The sequence below is a fragment of the Pseudactinotalea sp. HY158 genome (genome assembly GCF_009660225.1).
Taxonomy (GTDB): Bacteria; Actinomycetota; Actinomycetes; order Actinomycetales; family Beutenbergiaceae; genus HY158.
Window position 1 is genome coordinate 1,228,965 of the sequence record NZ_CP045920.1, and the last position, 25,013, is coordinate 1,253,977.

At 72.1% G+C, this 25,013-nt stretch carries 19 protein-coding genes; 12 read left to right on the forward strand and 7 right to left on the reverse strand.

Annotated features, from left to right (window positions below):
- Nucleotides 1-35: 35 nt before the first annotated feature.
- Nucleotides 36-860: an alpha/beta fold hydrolase gene (locus GCE65_RS05485; RefSeq protein WP_153877671.1), complete on the forward strand. Its 825-nt coding sequence runs from the start codon at nt 36-38 to the stop codon at nt 858-860.
- On the opposite strand, the gene GCE65_RS05490 is transcribed toward GCE65_RS05485, so the two are convergent.
- The 3 genes from GCE65_RS05490 to GCE65_RS05500 all read right to left on the reverse strand — a co-directional run bounded on the left by GCE65_RS05490 (nt 853) and on the right by GCE65_RS05500 (nt 4,946).
- Nucleotides 853-2,499, reverse strand: coding sequence for a sulfatase (locus tag GCE65_RS05490; RefSeq protein WP_228760128.1), 1,647 nt, complete (start codon nt 2,497-2,499; stop codon nt 853-855). The two genes, GCE65_RS05485 and GCE65_RS05490, sit on opposite strands and share 8 nt — an antisense overlap.
- 55 nt (nt 2,500-2,554) lie before the next feature.
- On the reverse strand, nt 2,555-3,163 hold the full coding sequence (locus GCE65_RS05495; protein ID WP_153877672.1) for a hypothetical protein: 609 nt from the start codon (nt 3,161-3,163) through the stop codon (nt 2,555-2,557).
- Nucleotides 3,164-3,350: 187 nt separating this feature from the next.
- Nucleotides 3,351-4,946, reverse strand: a complete 1,596-nt coding sequence (locus GCE65_RS05500) for a GAF domain-containing protein (RefSeq protein ID WP_153877673.1) — start codon at nt 4,944-4,946, stop codon at nt 3,351-3,353.
- Between the two features lie 485 nt (nt 4,947-5,431).
- Here GCE65_RS05500 and GCE65_RS05505 point away from each other — a divergent pair, with 485 nt between their 5' ends.
- The 5 genes from GCE65_RS05505 to proB all read left to right on the forward strand — a co-directional run bounded on the left by GCE65_RS05505 (nt 5,432) and on the right by proB (nt 12,900).
- Nucleotides 5,432-9,298: an Rne/Rng family ribonuclease gene (locus GCE65_RS05505; RefSeq protein WP_228760129.1), complete on the forward strand. Its 3,867-nt coding sequence runs from the start codon at nt 5,432-5,434 to the stop codon at nt 9,296-9,298.
- A gap of 222 nt (nt 9,299-9,520) precedes the next feature.
- A complete protein-coding gene (rplU, locus tag GCE65_RS05510; RefSeq protein WP_228760187.1) occupies nt 9,521-9,829 on the forward strand; it encodes a 50S ribosomal protein L21 in 309 nt (102 codons plus the stop codon).
- A gap of 33 nt (nt 9,830-9,862) precedes the next feature.
- Nucleotides 9,863-10,117, forward strand: a complete 255-nt coding sequence (gene rpmA, locus GCE65_RS05515) for a 50S ribosomal protein L27 (RefSeq protein WP_152910393.1) — start codon at nt 9,863-9,865, stop codon at nt 10,115-10,117.
- Nucleotides 10,118-10,214: 97 nt separating this feature from the next.
- Nucleotides 10,215-11,720 (forward strand): GTPase ObgE, encoded by a 1,506-nt coding sequence (obgE, locus tag GCE65_RS05520; RefSeq protein ID WP_153877674.1) that lies wholly within the window; start codon nt 10,215-10,217, stop codon nt 11,718-11,720.
- Nucleotides 11,721-11,724: 4 nt separating this feature from the next.
- Nucleotides 11,725-12,900 carry a glutamate 5-kinase gene (gene proB, locus GCE65_RS05525; protein WP_153877675.1) on the forward strand — a complete coding sequence of 392 codons (1,176 nt, stop codon included), beginning with the start codon at nt 11,725-11,727 and terminating at the stop codon, nt 12,898-12,900.
- A gap of 47 nt (nt 12,901-12,947) precedes the next feature.
- On the opposite strand, the gene GCE65_RS05530 is transcribed toward proB, so the two are convergent.
- Nucleotides 12,948-15,362: an HNH endonuclease signature motif containing protein gene (locus tag GCE65_RS05530; RefSeq protein WP_153877676.1), complete on the reverse strand. Its 2,415-nt coding sequence runs from the start codon at nt 15,360-15,362 to the stop codon at nt 12,948-12,950.
- A 243-nt stretch (nt 15,363-15,605) separates the two neighbouring features.
- On the opposite strand from GCE65_RS05530, the gene GCE65_RS05535 reads away from it, so the two are divergent.
- Nucleotides 15,606-16,649: an ATP-dependent DNA ligase gene (locus tag GCE65_RS05535; RefSeq protein WP_153877677.1), complete on the forward strand. Its 1,044-nt coding sequence runs from the start codon at nt 15,606-15,608 to the stop codon at nt 16,647-16,649.
- Between the two features lie 15 nt (nt 16,650-16,664).
- Here the strand turns inward: GCE65_RS05535 and GCE65_RS05540 are convergent, their stop codons facing one another.
- The 3 genes from GCE65_RS05540 to GCE65_RS05550 all read right to left on the reverse strand — a co-directional run bounded on the left by GCE65_RS05540 (nt 16,665) and on the right by GCE65_RS05550 (nt 19,417).
- Complete coding sequence (locus GCE65_RS05540; RefSeq protein ID WP_153877678.1) at nt 16,665-17,201, reverse strand: hypothetical protein; 537 nt, start codon at nt 17,199-17,201, stop codon at nt 16,665-16,667.
- A gap of 77 nt (nt 17,202-17,278) precedes the next feature.
- On the reverse strand, nt 17,279-18,280 hold the full coding sequence (gene ligD, locus GCE65_RS05545) for a non-homologous end-joining DNA ligase (RefSeq protein ID WP_194928838.1): 1,002 nt from the start codon (nt 18,278-18,280) through the stop codon (nt 17,279-17,281).
- Nucleotides 18,281-18,325: 45 nt separating this feature from the next.
- Complete coding sequence (locus tag GCE65_RS05550; protein WP_152910386.1) at nt 18,326-19,417, reverse strand: PLP-dependent aminotransferase family protein; 1,092 nt, start codon at nt 19,415-19,417, stop codon at nt 18,326-18,328.
- A gap of 181 nt (nt 19,418-19,598) precedes the next feature.
- On the opposite strand from GCE65_RS05550, the gene GCE65_RS05555 reads away from it, so the two are divergent.
- Genes GCE65_RS05555 through pheT form a run of 5 tightly spaced genes read left to right on the forward strand, consistent with a single transcriptional unit; the run spans nt 19,599 to nt 24,957 of the window.
- Complete coding sequence (locus GCE65_RS05555; protein WP_152910410.1) at nt 19,599-20,231, forward strand: DedA family protein; 633 nt, start codon at nt 19,599-19,601, stop codon at nt 20,229-20,231.
- 3 nt (nt 20,232-20,234) lie between these two features.
- Nucleotides 20,235-20,615 (forward strand): hypothetical protein, encoded by a 381-nt coding sequence (locus GCE65_RS05560; RefSeq protein ID WP_153877679.1) that lies wholly within the window; start codon nt 20,235-20,237, stop codon nt 20,613-20,615.
- The gene (locus GCE65_RS05565) at nt 20,612-21,268 is read left to right on the forward strand and encodes a hypothetical protein (protein WP_153877680.1); all 657 of its coding nucleotides are present in this window, start codon (nt 20,612-20,614) and stop codon (nt 21,266-21,268) included. The genes GCE65_RS05560 and GCE65_RS05565 overlap by 4 nt, the downstream gene beginning before the upstream one ends.
- A gap of 48 nt (nt 21,269-21,316) precedes the next feature.
- The gene (gene pheS, locus GCE65_RS05570; protein WP_153877681.1) at nt 21,317-22,378 is read left to right on the forward strand and encodes a phenylalanine--tRNA ligase subunit alpha; all 1,062 of its coding nucleotides are present in this window, start codon (nt 21,317-21,319) and stop codon (nt 22,376-22,378) included.
- Nucleotides 22,378-24,957: a phenylalanine--tRNA ligase subunit beta gene (pheT, locus tag GCE65_RS05575; RefSeq protein ID WP_153877682.1), complete on the forward strand. Its 2,580-nt coding sequence runs from the start codon at nt 22,378-22,380 to the stop codon at nt 24,955-24,957. The genes pheS and pheT overlap by 1 nt, the downstream gene beginning before the upstream one ends.
- Nucleotides 24,958-25,013 lie beyond the last annotated feature (56 nt).

A 25,013-nucleotide genomic window follows, 5' to 3' on the forward strand; every position in this document is an offset into this window, starting at 1 on the left:
TTGCGGGCGGCCCGGGCCCGCCTACCGTGGATCGGATGGAGGCGAGGATCGCCGGGTCGGCCGTGCACTACATCGAGCACGGAGACGGCATGCCGATCCTCGTGCTGCACGGCGCGGGGGTCGATCATCGCGAGATCGCGGTGGCGCTCGAGCCCGCGTTCGCCGCGGCCCCGCGCGATCATCGGCGCCTGTACCCCGACCTGCCGGGGATGGGGAAGACGCCGATGCCCGCGGCGGTCATGAGCAACGACGACGTCCTCGACCTCCTCATCGGATTCGCCGGCGAGGTCATCGGTGACCACCCGTACCTCGTCGTGGGCCATTCGTACGGTGCGTACCTCGCCCGGGCGCTCGCCGACGCCGAGCCGGACCGAGTGGCCGGCCTGGCGCTCATCGCCCCGGTCGGTGCGGGCACCGAACAGGCGGCTCCGCGCCCGCAGCATCGTGCGCTGGTCTCGACGGTCGACGCCGAGCGGGAGCTGGCAGCGGACCTCGCCGAGACCTACCGCACCTATTTCGTGCTGCAGACCCCGCAGACCCTCGAGCGTCACCGCCGGTACATCGCTCCGTCGGCGGCGCTGGTCGACTGGGCCGGCCTGACGAGGGTGTTCGCGAACTGGACGCTGCGCGACCGGCGGAGGGCGCCGGCATCCGACGACCGACCGGTCCTCATCCTCGCCGGCCGGCAGGACTCGATCGCCGGCAGCGCCCACGCGCAGTCCCTCGCCGACCACTACGCCCGCGCGACCGTCGGCGTGCTCGACCGCGCGGGCCACGCCCTGCTGCACGAGCAGCCCGGCCTCGCCGCGGCGCTCCTGCTCGACTGGCTCGATCGCTGCGACGGGTTGCCGACTACGTGAGGTGCGCTGCGCCGTCCGTACGCTCGTGCGGCCCGCCGCCGAACGTATGGACGCCGGTGCTCCAGTCGGGCCGCGGGGTGTCCGGCCCCGCATAGGGCCGGTCGCCGTAGCGGGCCTGGAGGCGCGTCAGCTCGGCGCGCAGGTCGGCGAGGATGTCCGCGTAGGCCGGATCGCCTGCGACGTTCGTCAGTTCCTCGGGATCGGCTCCGAGGTCGTACAGCTCGTACTCCTGCTCGAAGCGCCGGTCCGAGGAGCCGGGGGAGCCGAGCCCGTCGCCGTAGTAGTGGATGTACTTGTACCGGTCGGTGCGCACGCCGTAGTGGGCGGGGGCGTGATGGACCGGGTCGTCGTGCTCCCAGTACCGGTAGTACATCGACGTGGGCCAGTCCTCGACCTGCTCCCCGCGCAGGATCGGGCGGAAGCTGCGGCCCTGGGAGGTCGGCAGCACCTGCGACGGGTCGAGCCCGCACGCGTCGAGGAACGTGGCGGCGAAGTCGACGTTCGTGATGATCTCCTCGCGGCGGGTGCCGGCGGGGATCTCGGCGGGCCAGCGCAGCAGCATCGGCATCTGCAGCGACTGGTCGAACATGAGCCGCTTGTCGAACCAGCCGTGGTCGCCGAGGAAGAAGCCCTGGTCGGAGGTGTAGACCACGATCGTGTCCTCGGCCAGGCCCGCCTCGTCGAGGTGGTCGAGCAGCGCCCCCACGCCGTCGTCGACCGCCTGCACGGTCTGCAGGTAGTCGCGCAGGTAGCGCTGGTACGTCCAGCTGGTGCGCGCCCGGGTGTTCTCGGGCCCGAGGAGCTCGGGGGGCACGTCCTCCTTGATGTCGTCGCGGGTGAGGTCGTCCGCGATCGACATCCGCACGTCCCGCACGGCCCGACTCATGGTGGAGTGGTCGTCGAAGAGGGTGGCCGGCTCGGGCAGGTCTCCGTCGGCGTACAGGTGGCCGTGCCGGGGGTGGGGGATCCACGGGCGGTGCGGGGCCTTGTGGTGGACCATGAGGCAGAACGGCCGATCGCCGTCGAGTGAGCGCAGCCACTCCAGGCTCAGGTCGGTCACGATGTCCGTCGCGTATCCGGGCACGTCCACGGGGCCGGCGGCGGTGACCATCTCCGGATCGACGTAGTCCCCCTGGTCGGGGAACACCTGCCAGGAGTCGAAGCCGCGGGGCCGGGACGCCGCCGACTCCCCGAGGTGCCACTTGCCGAAGATCGCCGTCGCGTACCCGGTCGCCTGCAGGGCCTCGACGAAGGTGGGAACGCGGTAGTCGAACTCGGAGTAGATCGACGGGGAGCCGTTGACGTGGCTGTAGGTGCCCGTGAGGATGCTCGCCCGCGACGGTGTGCACAGGGAGTTCGTGCAGTACACCGACCCCATGAGCACGCCCTCGGTGGCGATCCGGTCGAGGTTCGGGGTCCGGTTCACCCGGCCGCCGTACGCCGAGATCGCGTGCGCGGCGTGATCGTCCGACATGACGAAGACCAGGTTGGGTCGGCGCCGCGGAGTCGCCGTCATGTCGTCCGAGTGGGTCTCGGCCGGCAGTGCGGAGGTCCGCTCGGCGTTGAGCCGGGCCTGTTCCCGCAACGCGCCGATCCGGCGGCGCACCTCATCGAGTGCATCCAAGGGATCGCTCGTCATCGGATGTCCTTCCGGTTCGACTGCTGGGCGGGGTGGCCCCGCTCAGGGCATGGGTTCAGGGGCGGCGGGTGATGAGCCCGTCGGGGGTGGCGGGCACCGGACCGGGCCAGGTGCCGAGCCGGTCCAGGTTCTCCCGGGCCCCGAGCCCGGAGTCGGCGCGCACGCCGTCGTGTCCCGGCAGCCACACCTCGGTCACGGAGTAGCCCGTCTCGGGATTGAAGCGACCGAGATCGCCGCCTGCCGGAAGCCAGCCGGCCGCCCGCGCGGCGGCGGGACCATCGAACGGATCCTCGGGCGAACTGCGCACCGCGATCGTGATCGCCGCATTCGGCATATAGCCCTGCCGCACGGACCAGGCCGACTCCACGAGGTAGGTGATGAGCGCGGGGCCGCGGCTGACCGTGTATCCGGCCGCGAGCGAGAAGCGGAGGGCGACCCCCACGTTTCCCTTGGTATTGGGCTCCCAGCCGCTGATCGACACGTCCTCGATGCCCGGCAGCGCCCGGATCGCCGACTCCATATCGGCGCGGGCCCACCCGCCCGAGGGGGCGTCATGCGGCAGGTCGGCGTTGCTCCACGTGCCGTCCGGCCCGCCACAGCCCGCCAGGCCCAGCACCATGATCCCGGCCAGGCTCGCGCGCAGGAACGAACGTCGGCTACCCATAGCGCACCGTGTCTCGGAAACGGAACGACACGTCCTCCCAGATCGCCTTGTCGGAGATGAGGGCATTGTCGTCAACCATCCTCACCTCGCCGCTCGTGCGGTCCCGCCGGTCGCAGCGTCCTGAAGGGCACGGTGCTCATATTAACGGTGCTCACATGAGGGGAACGGTCGCGGCCCGGGGCGGTCCTCATCCCAGCCGGGCGTCCCAGTGCAGAAGGCTGCCGCCGGTCTCGCCGGGGCCGAACATGAACGTGCCCCCGTGCCGGCGGGCCCGCGAGCCGAGGTTCGCCAGGCCGGAGGCGCGGGTGCGGGCGGGGTCGATGCCCACCCCGTCGTCGGCCACCTCGATCTGCACACTTCGGGGGCTGAGGTCCACCTGCACGTGCACCGAGGAGGCGCGCGCGTGCCGGGCCGCGTTGGCGAGCCCCTCACGCACGACCGCGACGATGTCGTCGGCCAGGTCGCCGCCCACGAGGGCGGCCAGCTCGTTCACGTCGTCGCGGGGGTCGGAGGGCGTGACCACGAGCGAGGGCGCGAAGCCCAGCCCCGTGCGGGCGAGCGAGGTCTCCCGCTGCAGCCGTTCGAGGATCGGGGCGGCCTCGTCGTCGCTGCGGATCGAGCGCACGATCGCCCGGATCTGGCGCACGGAGTCGTCCACGCCGTCGAGCGCCTCGGTGAGCGCCTGGTGCACGATCGAGTCGGTGACCGATTCGCGGGCCTTGCTCAGCTGCAGCCCCGTGGCGAACAGCTGCTGGATGGCCAGGTCGTGCAGGTCGCGCCCGATCCGGGCGCGCTCGTCGAGCAGCGTGGCCCGGTCCTTGGCCGCGCGGGCCTCGGCGAGCTTGAGCGCGAGGGCCGCTTGGCCCGCGATCGACTCGGCGATCGTCAACTCGTCCTGCATGAACTCGGGTGCCCCGAGCCGGCGCAGCAGGGCGATGACGCCGAGCGCGTTCCCGTCGGCCAGGAGCGGGGCATAGAGCGCCGGTCCGTAGCGCCCGAACTCGGGAACCCGCAGCGAGGGGGTGCGTGAGAACGAATCGACCACGAGCCCGGCACCGGAGGAGAGCACGCTGCGGGCCCGGCCCTCCGCCGGCATGACGATGCCGAGCAGGTCCGCCGTCTCCGGGCCGTCGACGATCTCGATCACCCAGTCCCCGCCGACCCCCGGCAGCACGATGCAGGCCGCGTCCGCATCGGCCACCTGCCGAATCCGGGAGGCGATGAGCGCGAGGGCGTCCTCGGGATCGGGATCCTGCAGCAGGGCCGAGGTGATGTCGTGGCCTGCCTGCAGCCACCGCTCCCGCGTGCGCACCGCCGTGTACAGGTCGCTGTTCTGCACGGCGACCGCGGCCGCGGAGGCGAGCAGGTGCATCGAGTCGGTGTCGGCCTCGGTGAAGCCGCCGTCCTTCTCCGCGACGTACAGGCGCCCGTAGGCCTCCCCGGCCACGTGGATCGGCACCCCGAGGAAGGTGTGCATGATCGGATGGTGCTCCGGGAATCCGCCGAAGTCCGGGTGGGTCGTCAGGTCCTCGAGCACGAGGTGGCCGTCCGGCGGGATCGCCGCGAGCACGCCCCGGCCCTCCGGATGCCGCAGGGTCGCGACGAGATCCGGGTCGAGGCCGTGGCTCACGAACGGATCGATCTGGCCGATCGAGTCGAGCACGCCGATCGCCGCGTACCGCGCGCCCGTCAGGTGACACGCCGCGGTCACGATCTCTCCCAGGACCTCGTTCAGGTCGAGGTGGGACGTGACGGTGAGCAGGGCGTCGATGATGCGTTTCACGGCGGCGGCCTCACGGTCTGCAGGGGCGGGTCGCCGGTCGGCGGCCCGCTCCTATGACACCACGCCGGGCGCGGCGTGGTGTTGTGGAACAAGCCTATGGACGACGGCCGCTCGCCTCACGCGGTCAGCTCCCGTGCGTATCGGCCCCGGTGTGCGATACTGGGTTCCGGTGATCCAGATGGCCATACCCGCTGGTGAACCCGGTGACTTCAGCTTGGTTGGGGTTCGCGTTGCCTGCGCGGTTCGATTGCCTGCGCACGACGATGGATCGACCGGCAGTGGGCCCACATGGTCCGCGAAGGCACCGGCGGTGCCCAGACGCGCGAGTGCGCGAACGGGAGCCGCACAACACGACTTTCTCAGGCGCGACGGCGCCAACGACATCCCGAGTGCCGTAGGTGGGTATGGCTGGGGCACCGGGTGGGAGCACTCCCAACATGACGACACCAATGAACACCCCTGAATCTGCTGAATCTGCTGAATCGGTGCAGGCGCCCCCCGCCCGCCGCCGTCCGCGCCGGGCCACGAGGCCCACGCTTCCGCCGGAGTCGGCCGCCGCCGAGGCGCAGCAGCCGGCCGCGGAGCCCGCCGCCCTGGCGAAGCCGACGCGTTCGACCCGCTCCAAGAAGTCCGCAGCCACCGATGCGCCCGCCCCGGCGGCCGACGCGACCCCGGAGAGCTCGGTGACTTCAGGGGCCCCAGAGAGCTCAGAGAACTCAGAGACCCCGGAGACCCCGAAGACCCCGAAGACACAGCGGCGCGCCACGACCGCCAAGGCCGCAGCCGCCAAGGCTCCGGCCGCCAAGGCCGCAACCACGAAGGCCACTGCTGCTGCAGCCACTGAGGCGGCCGAGGCTCCGGCTGCCAAGGGCGCCAAGGCCGCAACCACCAAGGCCACGAAGGCTGCGACCACCAAGACTGCGGCCACGAAGGCCGCGAAGGCCGTCGCAGGCGACGTCACCGCGCCGGACACAGCCCCGGCCACCGCGGCGGACACAGCCCCGGAAACTGGGGCCAGTGACGCCTCCGAGGCCTCCGAGTCCGCAGCGAAGGCCACGGAAGCGCCCAAGGCCGAGAAGGCGGCAGTGTCCACGAAGGCCACGAAGTCGGCAGTGTCCACGAAGTCCACGAAGGCCACGAAGACGGCGAAGTCCACGAAGTCGGCGGCCGCCCAGGCCGAGCCGGCCACGACGACCAAGAAGTCCGCCCCGGCGCGTCAGGCGAAGGCCGCCGCCGCCGACCAGCCCCTCACCACGGATGTTCCGGCCGCGGCCGAGCAGCCGGCCGCCGAGCAGCCCCTCACCACGGATGTTCCGGCAGTGGCCGAGCAGCCGGTCGCCGCCGAGCGGCCCGCTGCGACTGCGCCCGCCAGGGCGACCCGGTCCCGTCGCTCGACCCGCTCGGCCGGGTCCGCGGCCCCGGTGGCCGACAAGCCCGCCGAGACCGCCGGGTCCGCTGAGACTGCTGGTTCGGCTGGTTCTGCTGGTTCCATCGACGCCACGGCGCCGGTCGAGACCGCCGAGGCATCCGGCGGCGACCAGGCCGCACCGGCACGATCGGGCCGTTCCCGCGCGTCGGCGAAGACGACCAAGGCCGCCAACTCGACCAAGGCGACCAAGTCGAGTCGGTCGAGCGGTGCGCGCACGTCGGCCCCGACAGAATCCAACGAATCCAACGGATCCAACGAATCCGACGAATCCGCAGGCACCGCCGAGCAGGGGGCGGCCGGGCGGGCCGAGGCGAGCGCCTCGAACGCCGGGAGCGGAACGGGAGCGACGTCGTCCGCACGCTCCGCGCTCAACGTGCTGGCCGAATTCGGCCAGGGCGGCGAGGACGAGGATGAGGACGGAACGGACGCGGCGACCGCCACGAGCCTCGACGACCTGGTCATCCCGGAGCGCGAACCCGCCGGTGACGACGCCCCGCGCCTTCCGGCCACCGCGCTGCTGTTCCAGGCGCCGGACCTCACCCCGCGCCGCAAGGGATCGAGCAAGCGCCGGGCGGCCGAGGAACGTGCCGAGGACACCCAGGTCGAGCGGGCCGAGAAGTCCGTGCAGGCCGACGAGTCCGAACGGGCCGACCGGCCCGGGCAGCCGGACCGGTCCGAGCAGTCCGACGAGTCCGGCGAGTCGGGCAGGTCGGGTCGGGGCATGCCCGGCGAGACGGGCGCGGACGGCGATCACGACGACTCGAAGCCGCGCCGTCGCCGGCGCCGCGGGGGCCGCGGCCGCCGCCGCTCGGGTGGTTCGAACGACGACTCCGGCTCCGCGGGCGGCGAGTCGGGCGAGGGGTCCACGGACTCGTCGGACTCCTCCGGCTCGTCGGGCTCGGACGCGGATTCACCGAAGCGTTCCGGCAAGGGCTCCGGGAAGGGTGACTCGAACGGGTCGCGTGCCGAGTCGAACGGCTCGAACGGCTCGAACGGCTCTGGAGGCCCTGGAGGCTCGGAGGCGTCGGGTAGCGACGACGACTCCGGGGACAACGCCTCCTCGAGTTCGCGCCGGCGCCGGCGTCGTTCCCGCTCCGGCCGCGGCAACGACGACGGCGGCGCCCAGGCCGCCCGCGACTCCGTCACGCCGCTCAAGGGCTCGACGCGCCTCGAGGCCAAGCGTCAGCGCCGCAAGGAGGGCCGCGACCCCCACCGTCGCCGGTCCATCATCACCGAGGCCGAGTTCCTCGCCCGCCGCGAGTCCGTCGAGCGCAAGATGATCGTGCGCGAGCAGGCCGGCCGCACCCAGGTCGCCGTGCTCGAGGACGACGTGCTCGTGGAGCACTATGTGGCGCAGAAGTCGCACAGCTCGATGGTCGGCAACGTCTACATCGGCCGCGTGCAGAACGTCCTGCCCTCGATGGAGGCCGCATTCGTCGACCTCGGTCGCGGTCGCAACGCCGTGCTCTACGCCGGCGAGGTGAATTGGGACCTGGCCGGCCTGAACGGCAAGCCGCGCAAGATCGAGAACGCGCTCTCCTCGGGCGACAGCGTGCTCGTGCAGGTGACGAAGGACCCGATCGGGCACAAGGGCGCCCGGCTCACCTCCCAGGTCACCCTCGCCGGCCGCTACCTCGTGCTCGTGCCCGGGGGCGGGATGACCGGCATCTCCCGCAAGCTCCCGGAGACGGAGCGGAGCCGCCTCAAGAAGCTGCTCAACACGATCGTCCCCGACGGCCAGGGCGTCATCGTGCGCACCGCCGCCGAGGGCGCCTCGGAGGAGGAGCTGCGCGGCGACGTCGAGCGGCTCTCGGCCCAGTGGGCGGAGATCGAGAAGAAGTCGGCCAAGCCGTCCTCGGTGCCCGCCCTGCTCAAGGGTGAACCCGAGCTCGCCACCCGCGTGGTGCGCGACATCTTCAACGACGACTTCTCCGCGCTCGTCATCTCCGGGCCGAACGCCTGGAAGACGATCTCGGAGTACGTCAACTCCGTCGCCTCGGACCTGGCCGACCGGATGAGCCAGTGGACCGGGCCGGCCGACGTGTTCAGCGCCCATCGGGTGGACGAGCAGCTCGCCAAGGGGATGGACCGCAAGGTCTGGCTGCCCTCGGGTGGCTCGCTCGTGATCGACCGCACCGAGGCGATGACCGTCGTGGACGTCAACACGGGCAAGTTCACGGGCTCGGGCGGCACGCTCGAGGAGACCGTCACGAAGAACAACCTCGAGGCGGCCGAGGAGGTCGTGCGTCAGCTGCGGCTGCGCGACATCGGCGGGATCATCGTGATCGACTTCATCGACATGGTGCTCGAGTCCAACCGGGATCTCGTGCTGCGCCGGCTCGTCGAGTGCCTGGGCCGGGACCGCACCCGCCACCAGGTCGCCGAGGTCACCTCGCTCGGGCTCGTGCAGATGACCCGCAAGCGGGTCGGCCAGGGCCTCGTCGAGGCCTTCTCGACCACGTGCGAGTGCTGCAACGGGCGGGGCTACCACGTGACCTCCGACCCGGTCGAGGGCGAGTCCCAGACCGAGCCGGGTACCTCGGCCAGGGATGGCAAGGACGGCAGGGAGAAGGGCGGCTCGAAGTCCTCCGGCCGCTCCGGGGACTCGACGCGCTCGCGCAAGGGGCGCCGCAGCTCCTCCTCCCAGCCGGCCGCCCAGCCGGAGCCGGAGGCCGAGCCGGTGAACGAGGAGCAGCGCGAGCAGGTCAAGGCCACGCTCGCCGCGATCGCGGCGGCGGCCGCCCACGCCCACACGGGTGAGGACGGCGCAGCAACCGATCCCGGGTCGGCTGCGGTCGCGGGCGGCACGTCCGGGGGTGAGGCGGCCTCCGAGACGGAGGCTGCGTCGTCCGCAGGCGTGGGCGAGGCCGCCCCGGCGGGCGAGGGCTCCGAGCCCCCGGCGGCCGAGGTTCCGGCCGGCTGAGCCGGTCACCGCGCGAGAGCGGTCTACGTCACAGTGGGCGCATTTGCCCTGCGTAGCCGCTCTCGCGTAAAGTTGGGCGTCGGCGCACTCGCGTGCGCGGACGTGGTCAGATGAGCCAGGAGCCCAGTGCGCGATCCCTCGCGCGGGGCGGGCAGCAGCGTCGTGGCGGGTTCGCCCCGAGGTGCTGACGAGACATGTAGTTCGACAGAGATGAGCAGGAACGTGGTGTACGCGATCGTCAAGGCCGGCGGCCGACAGGAGAAGGTGTCCGTCGGTGACGTCGTCGTCATGGACCGCATCAAGGGTGCGGCCGGGGAGACCATCGAGATGGTTCCGGTGCTGCTCGTCGACGGCGAGAAGGTCACCTCGGGTGCCGAGGACCTGGCCGGGGTGAAGGTGACCGCCGAGATCGTCCGGGACGAGCGCGGCAAGAAGATCACGATCCTCAAGTACAAGAACAAGACCGGTTACCGGCGTCGGCAGGGGCACCGTCAGGACCTCACCCGCGTCAAGATCACCGGCATCAACTAAGTCCGACCTCACTGAAGGAAGCAGGTTCAGCTCATGGCAAGCAAGAAGGGCGCCAGCTCTACCCGGAACGGTCGCGACTCGAACGCCCAGCGTCTCGGCGTCAAGCGTTTCGGCGGCCAGGATGTCAAGGCCGGCGAGATCCTCGTTCGCCAGCGGGGCACGAAGTTCCACCCGGGCGACAACGTTCGCAAGGGTCGCGACGACACCCTCTTCGCCGTCGAGGCGGGCACGGTGCAGTTCGCCAACCGCCGCGGCCGCAAGGTCGTGGAGATCGTCACGGCCTCCTGAGGTCGCATCACATCGCCCGGCCGGGCGGTCAGTAATCTTGACGAAGGGCGGAGCGGCTAATGGGCCGTTCCGCCCTTCGCGCGTTGGAAGGACGCTCATGGCAACGTTCGTGGATCGGGTCGTGCTGTTCGTCCGCGGCGGGGACGGCGGCCACGGCTGCGCCTCCGTGCACCGGGAGAAGTTCAAGCCGCTCGGCGGGCCCGACGGCGCCAACGGCGGCCGCGGGGGCAGCGTCGTTCTCGAGGTGGATCCCGATGTGACCACCCTGCTCGACTACCACCACTCGCCGCACCGGCGCGCCGAGAACGGCCGCCCGGGGGCCGGGAGCATGCGGCACGGCCGCAACGGCGCCGATCTCGTGCTGCCCGTTCCCAACGGCACCGTGGTCAAGACGCGCTCCGGGACGGTGCTGGCCGACCTCGTGGGGGCGGGCGCCCGCTACGTCGCCGCCGACGGCGGCCACGGGGGGCTCGGCAACGCCGCGCTCGCCTCGCCCAAGCGCAAGGCGCCCGGATTCGCGCTGCTCGGGGAGCCGGGCGACGAGGGTGAGCTCGTGGTGGAGCTCAAGACCGTCGCCGACGTGGCCCTCATCGGGTTCCCCTCGGCCGGGAAGTCCTCCCTCATCGCCGCCATGTCGGCAGCGCGCCCGAAGATCGCCGAATACCCGTTCACCACGCTCGTGCCGAACCTGGGCGTGGTGGAGGCGGGCGACGTGCGCTACACCGTGGCCGACGTGCCCGGGCTCATTCCCGGTGCGTCCGAGGGGCGCGGCCTCGGGCTCGAGTTCCTGCGACACATCGAACGCTGTTCGGTGCTCGTGCACGTGCTCGACTGCGCGACGCTCGAGTCGGACCGGGATCCGTTGAGCGACCTCGACGTGATCGAGGCGGAGCTCGCCGCCTACCCGACCGACGAGCTCACCGGCCGGCTCCCGCTGGCGGAGCGGCCCCGGCTCGTCGTCCTCAACAAGATCGACGTGCCCGAGGCCCGGGAACTCGCCGAGTTCGTGCGCGCCGATCTCGAGGCGCGCGGGCTGCGCACCCACCTCGTCTCCACCGCCTCGCACGAGGGGCTGCGCCCGCTCTCGTTCGCCCTCGCCGGGATCGTGGCGGAGACCCGCTCGATCGAACCCGAGGCCGAGCCCGCTCCGGCCGTGCTGCGGCCCCGGGCCGTGGACCGGTCCGAGCGCGCGGGCTTCACCGTGGCCCGGCGCCGCACCGACCACGACTACTTCCTCGTGCAGGGCACCAAGCCCGAGCGGTGGGTGCGCCAGACGGACTTCGCCAACGACGAGGCCGTGGGCTACCTGGCCGACCGGCTCGCCGCCCTCGGGGTGGAGAAGGAGCTCATCCGCGCCGGCGCCCAGGCGGGCGACGAGGTGGTCATCGGCGACGGGCCGAGTGGCGTCGTCTTCGACTGGGAGCCGACCATCTCCACCGGCCCGGAGCTGCTCGCCTCCCCGCGCGGCACCGACCTGCGCCTCGAGGACTCCCCGCGGCCGACGCGCTCCGAGAAGCGCGCCGAGTTCAAGGAGCGCATGGACGCGAAGGCCCGGGCCCGGGAGGAGCTGGCGGAGGAAGTGTGGACGGAGCGGGGCGAGTGAGCGCATGAGTCCGAGCGTGCTCGACCGGTCCCATCTGTCCGATCCGACCCGCGCCCACCGCGTCGTGGTCAAGGTCGGCTCCTCCTCGCTCACGGACGACGCCGGCCGCCTCGACGTGGACAAGCTCACTGCGCTGGTCGACGTGCTCGCCGCCCGGCGGGCGGCCGGCGGTGAGGTCGTGCTCGTCTCCTCGGGGGCGATCGCCGCCGCCCTGCCGATCCTCGGACTCCCGGGCCGGCCGCGGGACCTGGCCACGGCCCAGGCCGCGGCGAGCGTGGGGCAGGGGGCGCTCATCGCCCGCTACACCCGGGCGTTCCGCGCCCACGGACTGCGGGTGGGGCAGGTGCTGCTCACCGCGGAGGACGTGACCCGGCGCGGGCACTACAAGAACGCCCAGCGGGCGCTGACGAGGCTGCTCGCCCTCGGCGTGGTGCCGATCGTCAACGAGAACGACACCGTGGCCACGCGGGAGCTGCGCTTCGGCGACAACGACCGCCTCGCCGCGCTCGTGTCACACCTGACGCACGCCGACGCGCTCGTGCTGCTCACCGACGTCGACGCCCTCTACGACGGGCCGCCGAGCCGGGCCGGCGCGAAGCGGATCCCCTTCGTGGGGGACCCGGCCGAGATCGCCGGGGTGGAGATCACCGCCCGGGGCAGCGCCGTGGGAACGGGCGGCATGGTGACCAAGGTCGAGGCCGCCGCGATCGCCTCGGCGGCCGGGGTTCCCGTCGTGCTCACCAGCGCCGAGAATGCCGCCGCGGCGCTCGACGGCGCCGACGTGGGCACGTGGTTCGCGCCCGCCCCGCGGCGGGTGCAGACCCGCCGGCTGTGGATCGCCCATGCCGCCGACGTGCGCGGCCGACTCACCCTCGACGACGGCGCGGTGCGCGCCATCACGGCCGGAAAGAAGTCGCTGCTCGCCGCCGGGGTCGTGGCGGTGGCCGGGGAGTTCGAGGCCGGGGACCCGGTGGAGCTGGCCGACCTCACCGGGCACGTCGTGGCCCGGGGACTCGTGGCCTATTCCTCCGAGGAGTTGCCCGACCGGCTCGGACGCACGAGCGAGCAACTGCGGGCCGCGTTCGGCGACGGCCACGACCGCGAGGTCGTGCACCGGGACGATCTCGTGGTGCTGCGCGGGCGCATGCGGCGGGCGGGCGGGGTCACCTCCGTCGGATGATTTGCGGAGGTCGACGGAGGTCGACTCCGAGGTCCAGATCCGCGGCTCTAGCCGCCGTTGGGGTGGTTGGCGGCGTCCTGGGCGCCGTCCTCCCATGTGACGGGCGGCTGCAGTCGCCCATCGGCGAGAAGGGCCTCGATGGGCTCGATGTCCCGGTCGGTGTTGTTGCCGTATTCGTACTCGAGGGCGTCCATGAAGGCCTCGTCGAGGTCGTCACGGCGGGCCCGCGAATCCGGGCGTGCTTCACGCCCCGGGGCCTCCTCGAGTTCCGGGAGAGTCTCGTTGCCCGGGAGGGCATGATGATCAAGGCGCGGCTCCCGGCCTGGAATCGCGCCGGAGTCCGGGAGCGCCTCGAGGTCCTGGAGGGCGCCGAGGTCCTGGAGGGCGCCGGGGCCCTGGAGTGCGGCGAGGTCGTGGCGGTGCCAGGCCTGGTCGGTGACCTCGGTGGTGCCGGTCGGGGTGCGCAGGAACCGTAGGCCCATGGGGCCGGTCCAGTAGTAGGTTCCGGGTCCGAGCGTGACGTAGGACCAGGAGCCGCGTCCCTGCGGCTGCCCGGGATGGTTGTGGGTCTTCCAGCGATGGTGCCGGCGGCACAGGCTGGCGAGGTTGCACGTGCAGGTCGGCCCGCCGGTCGGGTCGCCCTGGCGGTCGGTCTTCCAGGGGTCGATGTGGTCGGCATCGCAGGCCCGCGCCGGGCGGGCGCAATTGGGGAACACGCAGGTTCGATCCCGTAGGTGGAGGTGGTCCTTGATCACGTCCCCCGCGGCATAGCCGGCGACTTCATGTTCGGTTTCGAGGTCGATGACCGGACGCACGAATATCTGCGGCCCCCACGGCCCACCAGACCCGCCAGGCCCGTGCGCCGCGCCGGACCCGCCAGCGCGCGCGGGCATGGCCGCGCCGTGGGGCGTGGTGAACATGGCCGCGACCTCGGCGGCGCTGACTAGGAGCCCGGTCGGGATCCCCGGCCCCTCGATGCGCACGGGTTCACGGGCCACCCGCCCGGCGACGTAGGCCGGACCGGCGGCGTGCTCGGGACAGGCCGTACCGGCGGCGTGTTCGGGACGAGCCGTGTCCGCCGGGGTGGCCGTGCCCGGAGGGTCCGCGCACGATCCACCAGCGGGCGGGCCGCCGTGATGACGGTCGGGATGATCAGGGGATCGGCCGTCGGGATGATCAGGAGGCGGGTCGCCGAGCTGGCGATCGGGCCGGTGATCGGGATGATCACGGGGTGGGCTGGCGGGTTGGTCGGGTGGCCGGCCGTCGGGCCAGAAAGCGGAGGCGTTCATGTGCAGGTACATGACGACCTTCGCCCGCGGCACGCCCCGACCCGACCACGCAGGCCCGCAGGACACACCACCGCCCGCAGCCGTGGCAGGCGCCTCGCCGGTCGGGCCCGCCGCAGCTCCGGCGGCGCTGCCCACGGCTGTAGTCGTGGCCGGGGCCGCGGCTGTGCTCACGGACGGGGCGTCGAACTGGCCTGCGGCTTCATCGGGAGTCAGATCGACTGCGGCGGCCGCAGCCATACCCACAGCACCGCTGGTACTGACTGTGCCATCCGTGCTGTTCGTGCAGTCCGGCGCCCCCGCCGCCGGTCCCTGGGCCTGCCGCGCCTGCTGAGTCTCCTGGGCCTGCTGGGCCTGCTGGGCCTGCTGGGCCTGCTGGCCTGGTTGCCCGTTGGTGAGGTCGAAGCCGTCCTGCCGGGTGGGTGCGGGGTGGTGGGTGGCGGCGATGATGCCCTCGAACGTGAGCGAGCGACGGGCGTCGAGGACCTCACCGGATCCGGCGGCCTTGAGTTGCGCGGCCCCGAAGGCCAGGCTCTGTTCCAGATCGAGGGCCGCGAAGGTGGACACGATCGCGTCGATGCGGCCGGTGCCGTCGGTGCCGATGTGGACATCGGCCCGGCGCGGATCGGCCTGCGCCCGCTGCAGGTCGGCGTACTGGTCGGGCATGTGGGTGATCATCGCCTCCCGCACCAGACCCTTGATCGCGTATCGGCCCCGGATCGCCCCGGCGGCTGCGACCTGGACATCGACGAACCGGGCGGCCTCATCATTCAGGCCGAGGGTCTGTTCGGCCACGAGCCTTGCCGTGTGCGCCCGGGTGCGCCCATCCAGGACCCGCCCGTACAGCAGTGGCAGGCGTTCGGCGACCTCGAGGGCTTCGAGGAGCATCGCCTGGGCGGCGTCGGTGGAGAAGCCGGTCACGGCCGCGAACCAGTTCGCCGCCGAATCACAATACGAGACCCCCAGGGCCAGATCGGTGTGACACGACCACGCCCCGCACTCTTCGGTGACCGGGCTGCGCTGGGCGATCTCGATCGCCAGGAAGAACAGATCGGCCTCCGCGCCCGCCTGGACCTTGCGCACCTGGCGGACCCGGTCCAGTACCGCGTCCTCGGACGCGATCGAGGCGATCTCCGCTCGCCTCGCTCGCATCTGCCGGACTGCCTTCGTGCTCATGAAACAACTCTAGAACCGAGCACCGACATTCAATCGACCCACCCGAGCCACCCGAGCCGAGGAGGAAGATCACGGTGCCGGCTCGGAAGGTGGCAGCCGTATTCCCGCTCATCTCCGCTCCCGCAGGGCTGGCTCGCCCGTCCGCCTGCGTGCTCGCGTCTGTCGTGCGGTGGCGAACATTTCGGCGAGCCGAACCACGGTGGGGCCCTGATGCTCATGCTGCAGCGCTGGCAGGATGGCCCGATGAGCCTGCCGATCGAATTCCCGCTGCAGCCGATGCTCGCCAAGGCCGCACGGTCCATCCCGGTGGGGGAGTACTCCTACGAACCCAAGTGGGACGGATTTCGCTGCCTCGCGGTGAACGACGGGGGAGTGGTGCGGCTGGCGAGCCGCAGCGGTAAGGATTTGGCCGTCTACTTCCCCGAACTCGTGGCGATCATGGCCGAGCGGCTCCCGGCCGGAGTCGTCCTCGACGGCGAGCTCGTGGTGCGCGCCGGGGAGCCCGGGGCCGAGCGTCTCGACTGGGACTCCCTCACGGCACGGATCCACCCGTCCGCCTCCCGGATCGAGCGGCTCGCGGCCGAGACCCCCGCGGAGTTCATCGCCTTCGACCAACTGACGGATCCGGGCGTGAGCCTTCTCCCCGAGCCGTTCTCGGCGCGCCGGGCCCGACTCGAGGCGACTCTCGAAGGCGTGGGAGCGTCGTCCTCGATCCACCTGACCAGGACGACGGACGACGCCGCGCAGGCGGCGGACTGGTTCGCCCGTTTCGAGGGCGCCGGGCTCGACGGCGTGATCGCGAAGCCCGCGTGCGGCGCGTATCTGCCCGGCAAGCGAACGATGATCAAGATCAAGCACGCGCGCACGGCCGAGGCGGTGCTCGTGGGGTATCGCGTGCACAAGTCGGGCGCGGGCGTGGGTTCGCTGCTGCTCGGGCTGTACGACGACGCGGGCGACCTCATCGGGGTCGGTGGCATCTCGGCGTTCACCGCGGCCCGGCGGCTGGAACTGCAGGAGGAGCTCGAACCGCTCGTCGAGCGCGATGCCGGCGGCGAGGTCCGCCACGCCGAGCGGGAACGGACCCGCTTCTCCTCGGCGAGGGACACCTCGTTCGTACCACTGCGCCCCGAACGCGTGGTCGAGGTCGCCTTCGACCAGCTCGAGGGGAACAGGTTCCGGCACACCGTCACGTTCCTGCGCTGGCGGCCCGACCGCGAGCCGGAGAGCTGCCGGCTCGAGCAGATCGAACGGGCGCCCGCCTACGACCTGGCGCGGGTGCTGAGGTGAATAGGGCTGGACGAATTAACGAGCGACCATCGGCCTGGTCGGGCCTTCGAGCCGTGCGATCGAGATCTTCACCTCTGTGAGGTTCTTCTCGACGTCGTCGATCTGCCCGCTCAGTTTCTCGTCGAGTGCGTCGATGCGCCCGCTGAGTCGCTCGTCGAGTGCGTCGATGCGCCCGCCGAGCCGCTCGTCGAGTGCGTCGATGCGCCCGCCGAGCCGCTCGTCGAGTGCGTCGATGCGTCCGCCGACTCCGTCGATCCGCGTGCCGAGACCCTTCTCGACGGAGTCGATCCGCGTGCCGAGACCCTTCTCGACGGAGTCGATCCGCGTGCCGAGGCCGTTCTCGACTCCGTCGATCCGCGTGCCGAGACCATTCTCGACGGAGTCGATCCGGCCGGTCACCCTGTGTTCGGACTCGGTGACTCGCCCTTCGAACTGGTTCGTCAGTTCGTCTCGGACCGCATCCATTCGGTGGATGACCCAGCCGAAGCCGCCCGCCAACGCGATCAGCAGCGTGCCCCCACTGATCACGATCGCGACGATCTCCCCGGTCATGAGCCCAGGCTACGCGAGCGTCACCGGTACGGTCACGGACACGGCCGCACTGTGGACACGCGGAAGCTGCGCCGCCCCTACTCCATCCGCCGCCTGCTCGGCTGCACCCGCGGCGGCTCGCCCGGCATCTTGGGATAGTCCGGCGGGAACGGCAACTCGCCGAGCCCGCGCTCCAGGTCCGCCTCCCACAGCGCGAGCGCCGGCTCGAACGATGCGGCGGCTTCGGCCATCCCCTCCCAGGGATCCGCCGTGCCCGACACGATCCCGGGCACGGTGCCGACCGTGAAGTCGCCGGTCGACACCTCGTCCAGGTCCTCCCAGGCCACCGGCATCGACACGGTCGCCCCCGGCAGCGCCCGGGGCGAATAGGCCGAGGCGATCGTGCGGTCCCGGTTCGCCTGGTTGAAGTCCACGAAGATCCGCTCCCCGCGCTCCTCCTTCCACCAGGCCGTGGTCACGAGCTCCGGCAGCCGCCGCTCGACCTCCCGCGCGACCCCGATCACCCCGTGCCGCACGTCCGTGAACTCGTGCTCGGGCGTGATCGGGGCGAACACGTGCAGCCCGCGCGACCCGGACGTCTTGACGAAGCCCGTGAGCCCGACCTCGCCGAGCACGGCCCGCAGCTCCCGCGCCACGCGCACGATGTCGGTGAACGAGCGCCCCGGCTGCGGGTCGAGATCGATGCGGACCTCGTCGGGCCGGTCGGTATCGCCCGTGCGCACCGGCCACGGATGGAACGTCACCGTGTTCATCTGCACCGCCCAGACGGCGGTCGCGACCTCGTCGATCACGAGCTGCGGATGCGAACGCCCACTCGGATACGTCACCGGCACGGCCCTGGCCCACTCGGGCATGCCCCGAGGCGGGTTCTTCGAGTAGAACTCCTGCCCGCTCGTGCCCTGGGGGAAGCGCTGCAGCGTCACCGGTCGATCGCCGATCGCCGTGAGCAGCCGCGGCCCCACCGCGATCACGTACTCGGCCAGGTCCGCCTTCGTGACCCCCGGCCACATCTGCCGGTCGGGCGAGGAGAGCCGCACCCGGCGCTCACCCACCTCGAGAACCCGCGCCGCGCCGTCCATGCGCTCACCCTAAGGGCTCATGGACGACGCGGCCAGGGTCGCGTACTACAGGTCGCCGTACGCCGCGGCCAGGCGGGTGACGCCCTCGCGGATATCGTCGACCCCGACCCCGGAGTAGGCCAGGCGCAGGGAGTTCTTGGCGCCGTTGATCAGGAAGTCCGAACCCTTGACCACGGCGAGGCCGCGGTCGGCCGCCTTCGCGAACAGGGCGTCGCCGTCCACGTCCTCGTCGAAGGTGAGCCACAGGAAGTAGCCGCCCTCCGGCTTGACGAACCGGGCCTGGGGCAGCCGGGCGGTCAGCTCCTCGGCGAGCACGTCGACCCGCTCGGAGAGGGCCTTCTTCACCGTCTCGATCGAGCGCTCGTACGACCCGCCCTGGATGAACTCGTGCACGATCGACTGGGCGACCATGTTCGGGGAGATATAGGTCGAGGTGGCGAGCTTGGCGATCCGTGAGATGACGCCGGCCTCGCCCACGAGGTAGCCGACCCGGATCCCGGGGCAGACCGTCTTGGAGAAGGAGGAGGCGTAGACGACCTCGCCGCCGGTCGCGAGCGAGAGCATGGTCGGCAGCCGCTCGCCGGTGAAGCGCAACTCGACGTAGGGGTCGTCCTCGAAGATCGTCATGCCCGAGGAACGCGCGAGGTCGACGAGCTCCGTGCGCTTCTCACCGGCGAGCGTGTAGCCGGCCGGGTTCTGGAAGTTCGGGATGAGGTGGGCGAGCTTGACCGGGCTGCCGCCGGCGAGCAGGTCGCGCAGCTCGTTCACGGCCACGCCGTCGGCCTCGAGGGTGAGGGCGTGCAGATCCGCGTGGCGGCCCTGCAGCGAGGAGAGTGTGCGGTCGTAGGAGGGGCTCTCCACGACGACCGAATCCCCGGCCTCCACGAGCGTGGAGAACAGGAACGCATCGGCCTGCATCGAGCCGTTCGTCACGATCACCTGCTCGGGGGCGACCCCGTGCTGCTCGGCGATCCACTCCCGCAGCGGCACGTAGCCCACGGACGTGCCGTAGCCGAACGTGCGGGCCGGGTCGTTGGTGAACGCCCGGTCGGCGGCGGCCTTGAGCCCCTCGACATCGATGATGTCCAGCGACGGGGCGCCACGGGCGAATGAGATCGGTGCTGGTTCAGTGGCCATGCCCCCCACACTACTGAGCACCGCCGACAGGCCGCGAACCCGATCGGCATGTGAACCGCGTCCCAGTTCGGCCCGCGTGGCCCGGCCCCGGCTCGCCCAGGCCGGCCCAGGCGGGCCCAGGCAGGCCCGAGTGTGGGCCGCTGCCCGTAGGCTGGGCGCCGTGAACGACATTTTCCCGTGGATGAACCCCGAATACCTGCTGACCACGTTCGGCTCGGCGTTCTTCTGGGTCAGTGTCGCCATCGTCTTCATCGAATGCGGCCTCCTGTTCCCGATCCTGCCGGGCGACTCGCTGCTCTTCGCGATCGGGCTGTTCATCCATCAGGGCCTCATCCCGATCCCGCTGTGGCTCGCGTGCGTGATCCTGTCCGTGGCGGCCTTCGCGGGCAACGTCGCCGGCTACGAGATCGGCCGGGCGATCGGGCCGTCGCTGTACGCGCGCGACGGGCGGATCCTCAAGCGCAAGTACTTCGACGAGACCATCGCGTTCTTCGACAAGCACGGGAACAAGGCCCTCGTGATCGGGCGGTTCGTGCCGATCGTGCGCACCTTCGTCACGGTCGTGGCCGGCGTGGGCCGGATGCCGCGGCGCCGGTTCTTCACCTGGTCGGCCGTGGGCGCCGTGCTCTGGGCGGTCGGGGTGACCCTCATCGGCTACTTCCTCGGACAGATCCCGCTCGTGCACGAGAACCTCGAGGTGGCGATCCTGCTCATCGTGGCCGTCTCGGTCGTGCCGATGATCATCGAGTACCTGCGGCATCGCCGCCAGGCCCGCCGGCTCGCCGCGAGCCACGACGACGCCCCCGTGGAGTAGGCGATGGCGGCCCCCTACGGTGAGCACCTGGCCGAGCAGGTCGCGGCGCTGCGCGCGCTCACGTTCACGCAGTGGTTCGACGGCCGCTCGGCGGCGGCGCGCCGGTTCCGGCCCACCGCCCGGGACCTGGGCGAGCAGGCGCTCCGGGCCGACTACATCGCCGACAAGGCCCGCTGGCTGCGCACGTATGAACCCGGCGCCCACCCGACGCTCGCCGCGGCCACCCTCGCCGCCCGCGGCGAGCTTCCGGATCCGGCTCCCTCCTCCCGCCGCGCCCCGCGCGCCTGGGCCGACCGGCTCGACGCCGAGATCGCCGCCGCGGCCGCAGCGTTGCCGGCCCGGCAATGGGCCTCGACCCTCGTGCCCGTGCCGGACGGTCCGTGACGGGCGGGCTCGATTCCGCGGGCGATCTCGACGAGGCGCTGCGGGCCTTCGCCTTCGTCGAACCCGTGAGCGAGCACACCCGGCTCACCCTCGGCCCCCACCTGCCCGCGAGCGTGCGGGACCTGTGGGACCGAGGAGTCGGCTACCTCGGTGACGGCTACTGGCGCACGGTCGACCCGGTCCACATCGCCGCGGCCGTCTCGCAGCTCGCCGACCCGATCCACGCCTCCTACTCCTTCCCGGTGCTCACGAGCGCCTTCGGCGACGTGCTCACGTGCTGGCACTCCCGGCTGTATCTCATCAACTCCCGGTTCGGGCGCTACTGCGGGCTCGGCCGGGCCGACCACCTCGGGGCGGCCATCGCCGATCTCACCGGACCGGACCGCGAATTCCTCACCGGCCCGGCGCCGTGGGCGCAGGCTGCCACGGAACTCGGGATCCCCGGCCCGTACGAGTGCTTCGCCTACGTGCCCCCGCTCGCGGCCCGGCCGTTGGGCAATCCCGAAGCCCCTGCGAACCCAGACAATCCTGCAGACCCAACGAACCCAGCGAACCCCGAACTCAGTGACCTCACCGGCCTCGTGCGCACCGGGCTGGCCGCCCACCTGCGGTTCCTGGCCGAGTTCAGCGGCCGGGTGCAGGGCAGGTTCTAGCCGCCCGTAGACTTCGCTGTGGTCCCCGGACGAGAGAAAGCGCAGTTCATGTCAACACCCTCCACGCCCTCACCCGACGGCTCGCTGTCGCCGTTGGACGCCGACGGGGTCGAGGCCGCGATCACCTCGGCGCTCGTCGCCGTCGCCGCCGCCGACTCCCTCGAGCATCTCAAGGAGGTCCGGCTCGCGCACACGGGTGACCGGAGCCCGCTCGCGCTCGCGAACCGGGCGATCGGTGGCCTCGAGCCGGCGCAGAAGGGCGTCGCGGGCAAGCTCGTGGGGCAGGCCCGCGGCCGGGTGAACAAGGCGATCGCGGCCCGGCAGGTCGAGCTCGAGGAGGAGCGCGACGCCCGGATGCTCGTGACCGAGGCCGTCGACGTGACGATCCCGACCGACCGGTTCCCCCTCGGCGCCCGGCACCCGCTGAGCACCATCTCCGAGGAGATCTCGGACTTCTTCGTGGGCCTCGGCTGGGAGATCGCCGAGGGGCCGGAGATCGAGCACGAGTGGTTCAACTTCGATGCCCTGAACTTCGCGGCCGATCACCCCGCCCGGCAGATGCAGGACACGTTCTTCGTCGAGCCCGCGGACGCGCATCTGGTCATGCGCACCCACACCTCCCCGGTGCAGGCCCGCGCCCTGCTCGAGCGGGACGTGCCCCTGTACATCGCCTGCCCCGGCACGGTCGCTCGCACCGACGAGCTCGACGCCACCCACACCCCCGTGTTCCACCAGGTCGAGGGCCTGGCCGTGGACAAGGGCCTGACGATGGCCCACCTGACCGGCGTGCTCGACCACTTCGCCCGCGCGATGTTCGGCCCCGAGGCGCGCACCCGGCTGCGCCCCAGCTACTTCCCCTTCACCGAGCCCTCGGCCGAGATGGACCTGTGGTTCCCGCACAAGAAGGGCGGCCCCGGCTGGATCGAATGGGGCGGCTGCGGCATGGTCAACCCGAACGTGCTCATCGCCTGCGGCGTCGACCCGGCCGAGTACACCGGATTCGCGTTCGGCATGGGCATCGAGCGCACGCTCATGCTCCGCCACGGAATCGAGGACATGCACGACATGGTCGAGGGCGATATCCGCTTCTCGCTGGGAGGACAGCGCTGATGCCGTACGTACCCCTGAGCTGGCTGCGCGACCACGTCGCCGTGCCCGCGGACGCCACCCCCGAGACCCTCGCCGCCGACCTCGTGCGCGTCGGGCTCGAGGAGGAGGGCATCGACACCTCCGCCGTGGTCACCGGACCGCTCGTGGTCGGGCGCGTACTCGAACTCACGCCCGAGCCGCAGAAGAACGGCAAGACGATCAACTGGTGCCGGGTCGACGTCGGCGACCTGGGCGACGAGACCGGATCGCGCGGGATCGTCTGCGGGGCGCACAACTTCGCCGTGGGGGATGCGGTCGTCGTGGCCCTGCCCGGCGCCGTGCTGCCCGGCGACTTCGCCATCGCCGCCCGCAAGACCTACGGTCACGTCTCCGACGGCATGATCTGCTCCCAGCGCGAGCTCGGCCTGGGGGAGGACCACGACGGCATCGTCGTGCTCCCCGAGCCCGCCCCCGCCCCCGGCACCGACGCGCTCGCGCTGCTCGGACTGGGCGAGGCGGTGCTCGAGATCAACGTGACCCCCGACCGCGGCTACTGCTTCTCCATGCGCGGGGTCGCCCGCGAGTACTCCCACTCCACCGGCGCCGCGTTCACCGATCCGGGCCTGCGCGAGGTGCCGTCCGCGACCGCGTCGGGCTTCCCCGTCACGATCGAGGACGACGCCCCCATCCATGGCCTGCCCGGTTGTGATCGCTTCGTCACCCGGATCGTGCGCGGGATCGACCCGGCCGCTCCCACCCCGGACTGGATGGTGCGGCGACTGAACCAGGCGGGCATGCGCCCGATCTCCCTGGCCGTCGATGTGACCAACTACGTCATGCTCGACCTGGGCCAGCCCTTGCACGCCTACGACCTGGCCACGCTCGCCGCCCCGATCACCGTGCGCCGTGCCCGCGCCGGGGAGCGGCTGGTCACCCTCGACGACGCCGACCGCGCCCTCGACACCGGCGACCTGCTCATCACGGACGCGGGCGGCGCGAGTGGCGGCCATGCCGGCCGGATCCTCGGCATCGCCGGGGTCATGGGCGGGGCCGAGACCGAGGTGGGCGAGCGCACGCGCGACGTGCTCATCGAGGCCGCCCACTTCGACCCGATCACGATCGCCCGCTCCGCTCGCCGTCACAAGCTGCCCTCGGAGGCGGCCAAGCGGTTCGAGCGCGGGGTCGACACGGCCCTGCAGGCCGTCGCCGCCGACCGCGTGGTCGAGCTGCTCGTGGAGCTCGCGGGCGGCACCGCGGAGGGGGACGTGTTCGACCTCGACCGCACGGCGCCGCCGGCCACGATCACGATGGACGCCCAGCTGCCGAGCCGGATCGCCGGCGTCGCCTACACCGACGAGGAGGTGATCGGCCTGCTGCGCGACCTCGGCGCGACCGTCGAGGTCACCGGGGACGGCGCCGGGCGTCACCGCAGCTCCGGGGCCACGCTGCACGTGACCCCGCCGACCTGGCGCAGCGACCTCGTCGCCGCCGAGCACCTGGTCGAGGAGGTCGTGCGGCTCCACGGCTACGACAAGATCCCCTCGATCCTGCCCACCGCCCCCGCCGGGCGCGGCTACACCCCGGCCCAGAAGCGTCGCCGCGCCGTGGCGACCCTCCTCGCCGACCTCGGCCTCGTCGAGGTGCTCACCTACCCGTTCACGAGTGCCGAGCGTCACGACGAGCTCGGCCTGCCCGCCGGCGACCCGCGCCGCAGCACGCTGCGGCTGGTCAACCCGCTCGCCGCGGACCGTCCGCTGCTGCGCTCGCACCTGCTCGCGACCCTCGTCGACGCGGCCGTGCGCAACCTCGGGCGCGGCACCACCGACCTGGCCATCTACGAGATCGCGTCCGTGCCGGTGATCGGGGGAGAGCCGAGCGCCTCGCCGTTGCCGCCGCACGCCGTCCATCCGCCCCACGAGACCCTCGCGGCGATCCGTGCCGCCGTGCCGGCCCAGCCGCTGCACGTGGCGGCCCTGCTCGCCGGGAACCGGCGGGCCGCGGGCGTCGACCCGGCCGGCTCGCGCGCTGCGGCCGGCTACGACCACGCCGACGCGATCGCGCTCGCCGGCCGGATCGCCGAGTTCCTCCACGTGGAGGTGAGCCTGTCCGCGGCCACCGACCGGGCGCCGTGGCACCCGGGCCGCTGCGCCGCGTTCACGCTCTCCGGTGGCCGCGTGATCGGGCACGCCGGCGAGCTCACCCCGAAGGTGACCCAGGCGCTCGGGCTTCCCGATCGCGCCTGTGCCCTCGAGCTCGACCTGACCGCCCTGCTCGACGCCGCGCCCGCCGAGCCCAGGCAGCTCGCGGGCCTGGCCACGTACCCACCGGTCAAGGAGGACATCGCCCTCGTCGTCGATGCGGGCGTGCCCGCCTCCGAGGTGCTCTCCTGCGTGCGGACGGCGGGGGGCGAGCTGCTCGAGCAGGTGCGCCTTTTCGACGTCTACTCGGGTGACTCGGTGGCCGGCGGCCGCAAGTCGCTCGCCTTCGGGCTGCGCCTGCGGGCGCACGACCGCACCCTGACGGCGGCGGAGTCCGCGGCCGTGCGGGAGGCGATCGTGGCGGCCGCGGCCGAGCGGTTCGGGGCCACCCTGCGCGCCTGAGGTGGGCGTTCGCCCGGGGGTTGTCAGCGCCCGGGCGAAGGCGCATCCTTGACTCT

What these genes read in the sequence shown, in the direction of transcription:
- GCE65_RS05495 (WP_153877672.1), bottom strand. Translation starts at nt 3,163, where the DNA reads ATGGGTAGCCGACGTTCGTTCCTGCGCGCGAGCCTGGCCGGGATCATG.
- ligD (WP_194928838.1), bottom strand. Translation starts at nt 18,280, where the DNA reads ATGGACGGCGCGGCGCGGGTTCTCGAGGTGGGTGAGCGCCGGGTGCGG.
- GCE65_RS05550 (WP_152910386.1), bottom strand. Translation starts at nt 19,417, where the DNA reads ATGGCCACTGAACCAGCACCGATCTCATTCGCCCGTGGCGCCCCGTCG.
- GCE65_RS05540 (WP_153877678.1), bottom strand. Translation starts at nt 17,201, where the DNA reads ATGACCGGGGAGATCGTCGCGATCGTGATCAGTGGGGGCACGCTGCTG.
- GCE65_RS05560 (WP_153877679.1), top strand. Translation starts at nt 20,235, where the DNA reads ATGGCGGCCCCCTACGGTGAGCACCTGGCCGAGCAGGTCGCGGCGCTG.
- GCE65_RS05490 (WP_228760128.1), bottom strand. Translation starts at nt 2,499, where the DNA reads ATGACGAGCGATCCCTTGGATGCACTCGATGAGGTGCGCCGCCGGATC.
- GCE65_RS05530 (WP_153877676.1), bottom strand. Translation starts at nt 15,362, where the DNA reads ATGAGCACGAAGGCAGTCCGGCAGATGCGAGCGAGGCGAGCGGAGATC.
- GCE65_RS05535 (WP_153877677.1), top strand. Translation starts at nt 15,606, where the DNA reads ATGAGCCTGCCGATCGAATTCCCGCTGCAGCCGATGCTCGCCAAGGCC.
- GCE65_RS05555 (WP_152910410.1), top strand. Translation starts at nt 19,599, where the DNA reads ATGAACCCCGAATACCTGCTGACCACGTTCGGCTCGGCGTTCTTCTGG.
- obgE (WP_153877674.1), top strand. Translation starts at nt 10,215, where the DNA reads ATGGCAACGTTCGTGGATCGGGTCGTGCTGTTCGTCCGCGGCGGGGAC.
- pheT (WP_153877682.1), top strand. Translation starts at nt 22,378, where the DNA reads ATGCCGTACGTACCCCTGAGCTGGCTGCGCGACCACGTCGCCGTGCCC.
- GCE65_RS05485 (WP_153877671.1), top strand. Translation starts at nt 36, where the DNA reads ATGGAGGCGAGGATCGCCGGGTCGGCCGTGCACTACATCGAGCACGGA.
- proB (WP_153877675.1), top strand. Translation starts at nt 11,725, where the DNA reads ATGAGTCCGAGCGTGCTCGACCGGTCCCATCTGTCCGATCCGACCCGC.
- rpmA (WP_152910393.1), top strand. Translation starts at nt 9,863, where the DNA reads ATGGCAAGCAAGAAGGGCGCCAGCTCTACCCGGAACGGTCGCGACTCG.
- pheS (WP_153877681.1), top strand. Translation starts at nt 21,317, where the DNA reads ATGTCAACACCCTCCACGCCCTCACCCGACGGCTCGCTGTCGCCGTTG.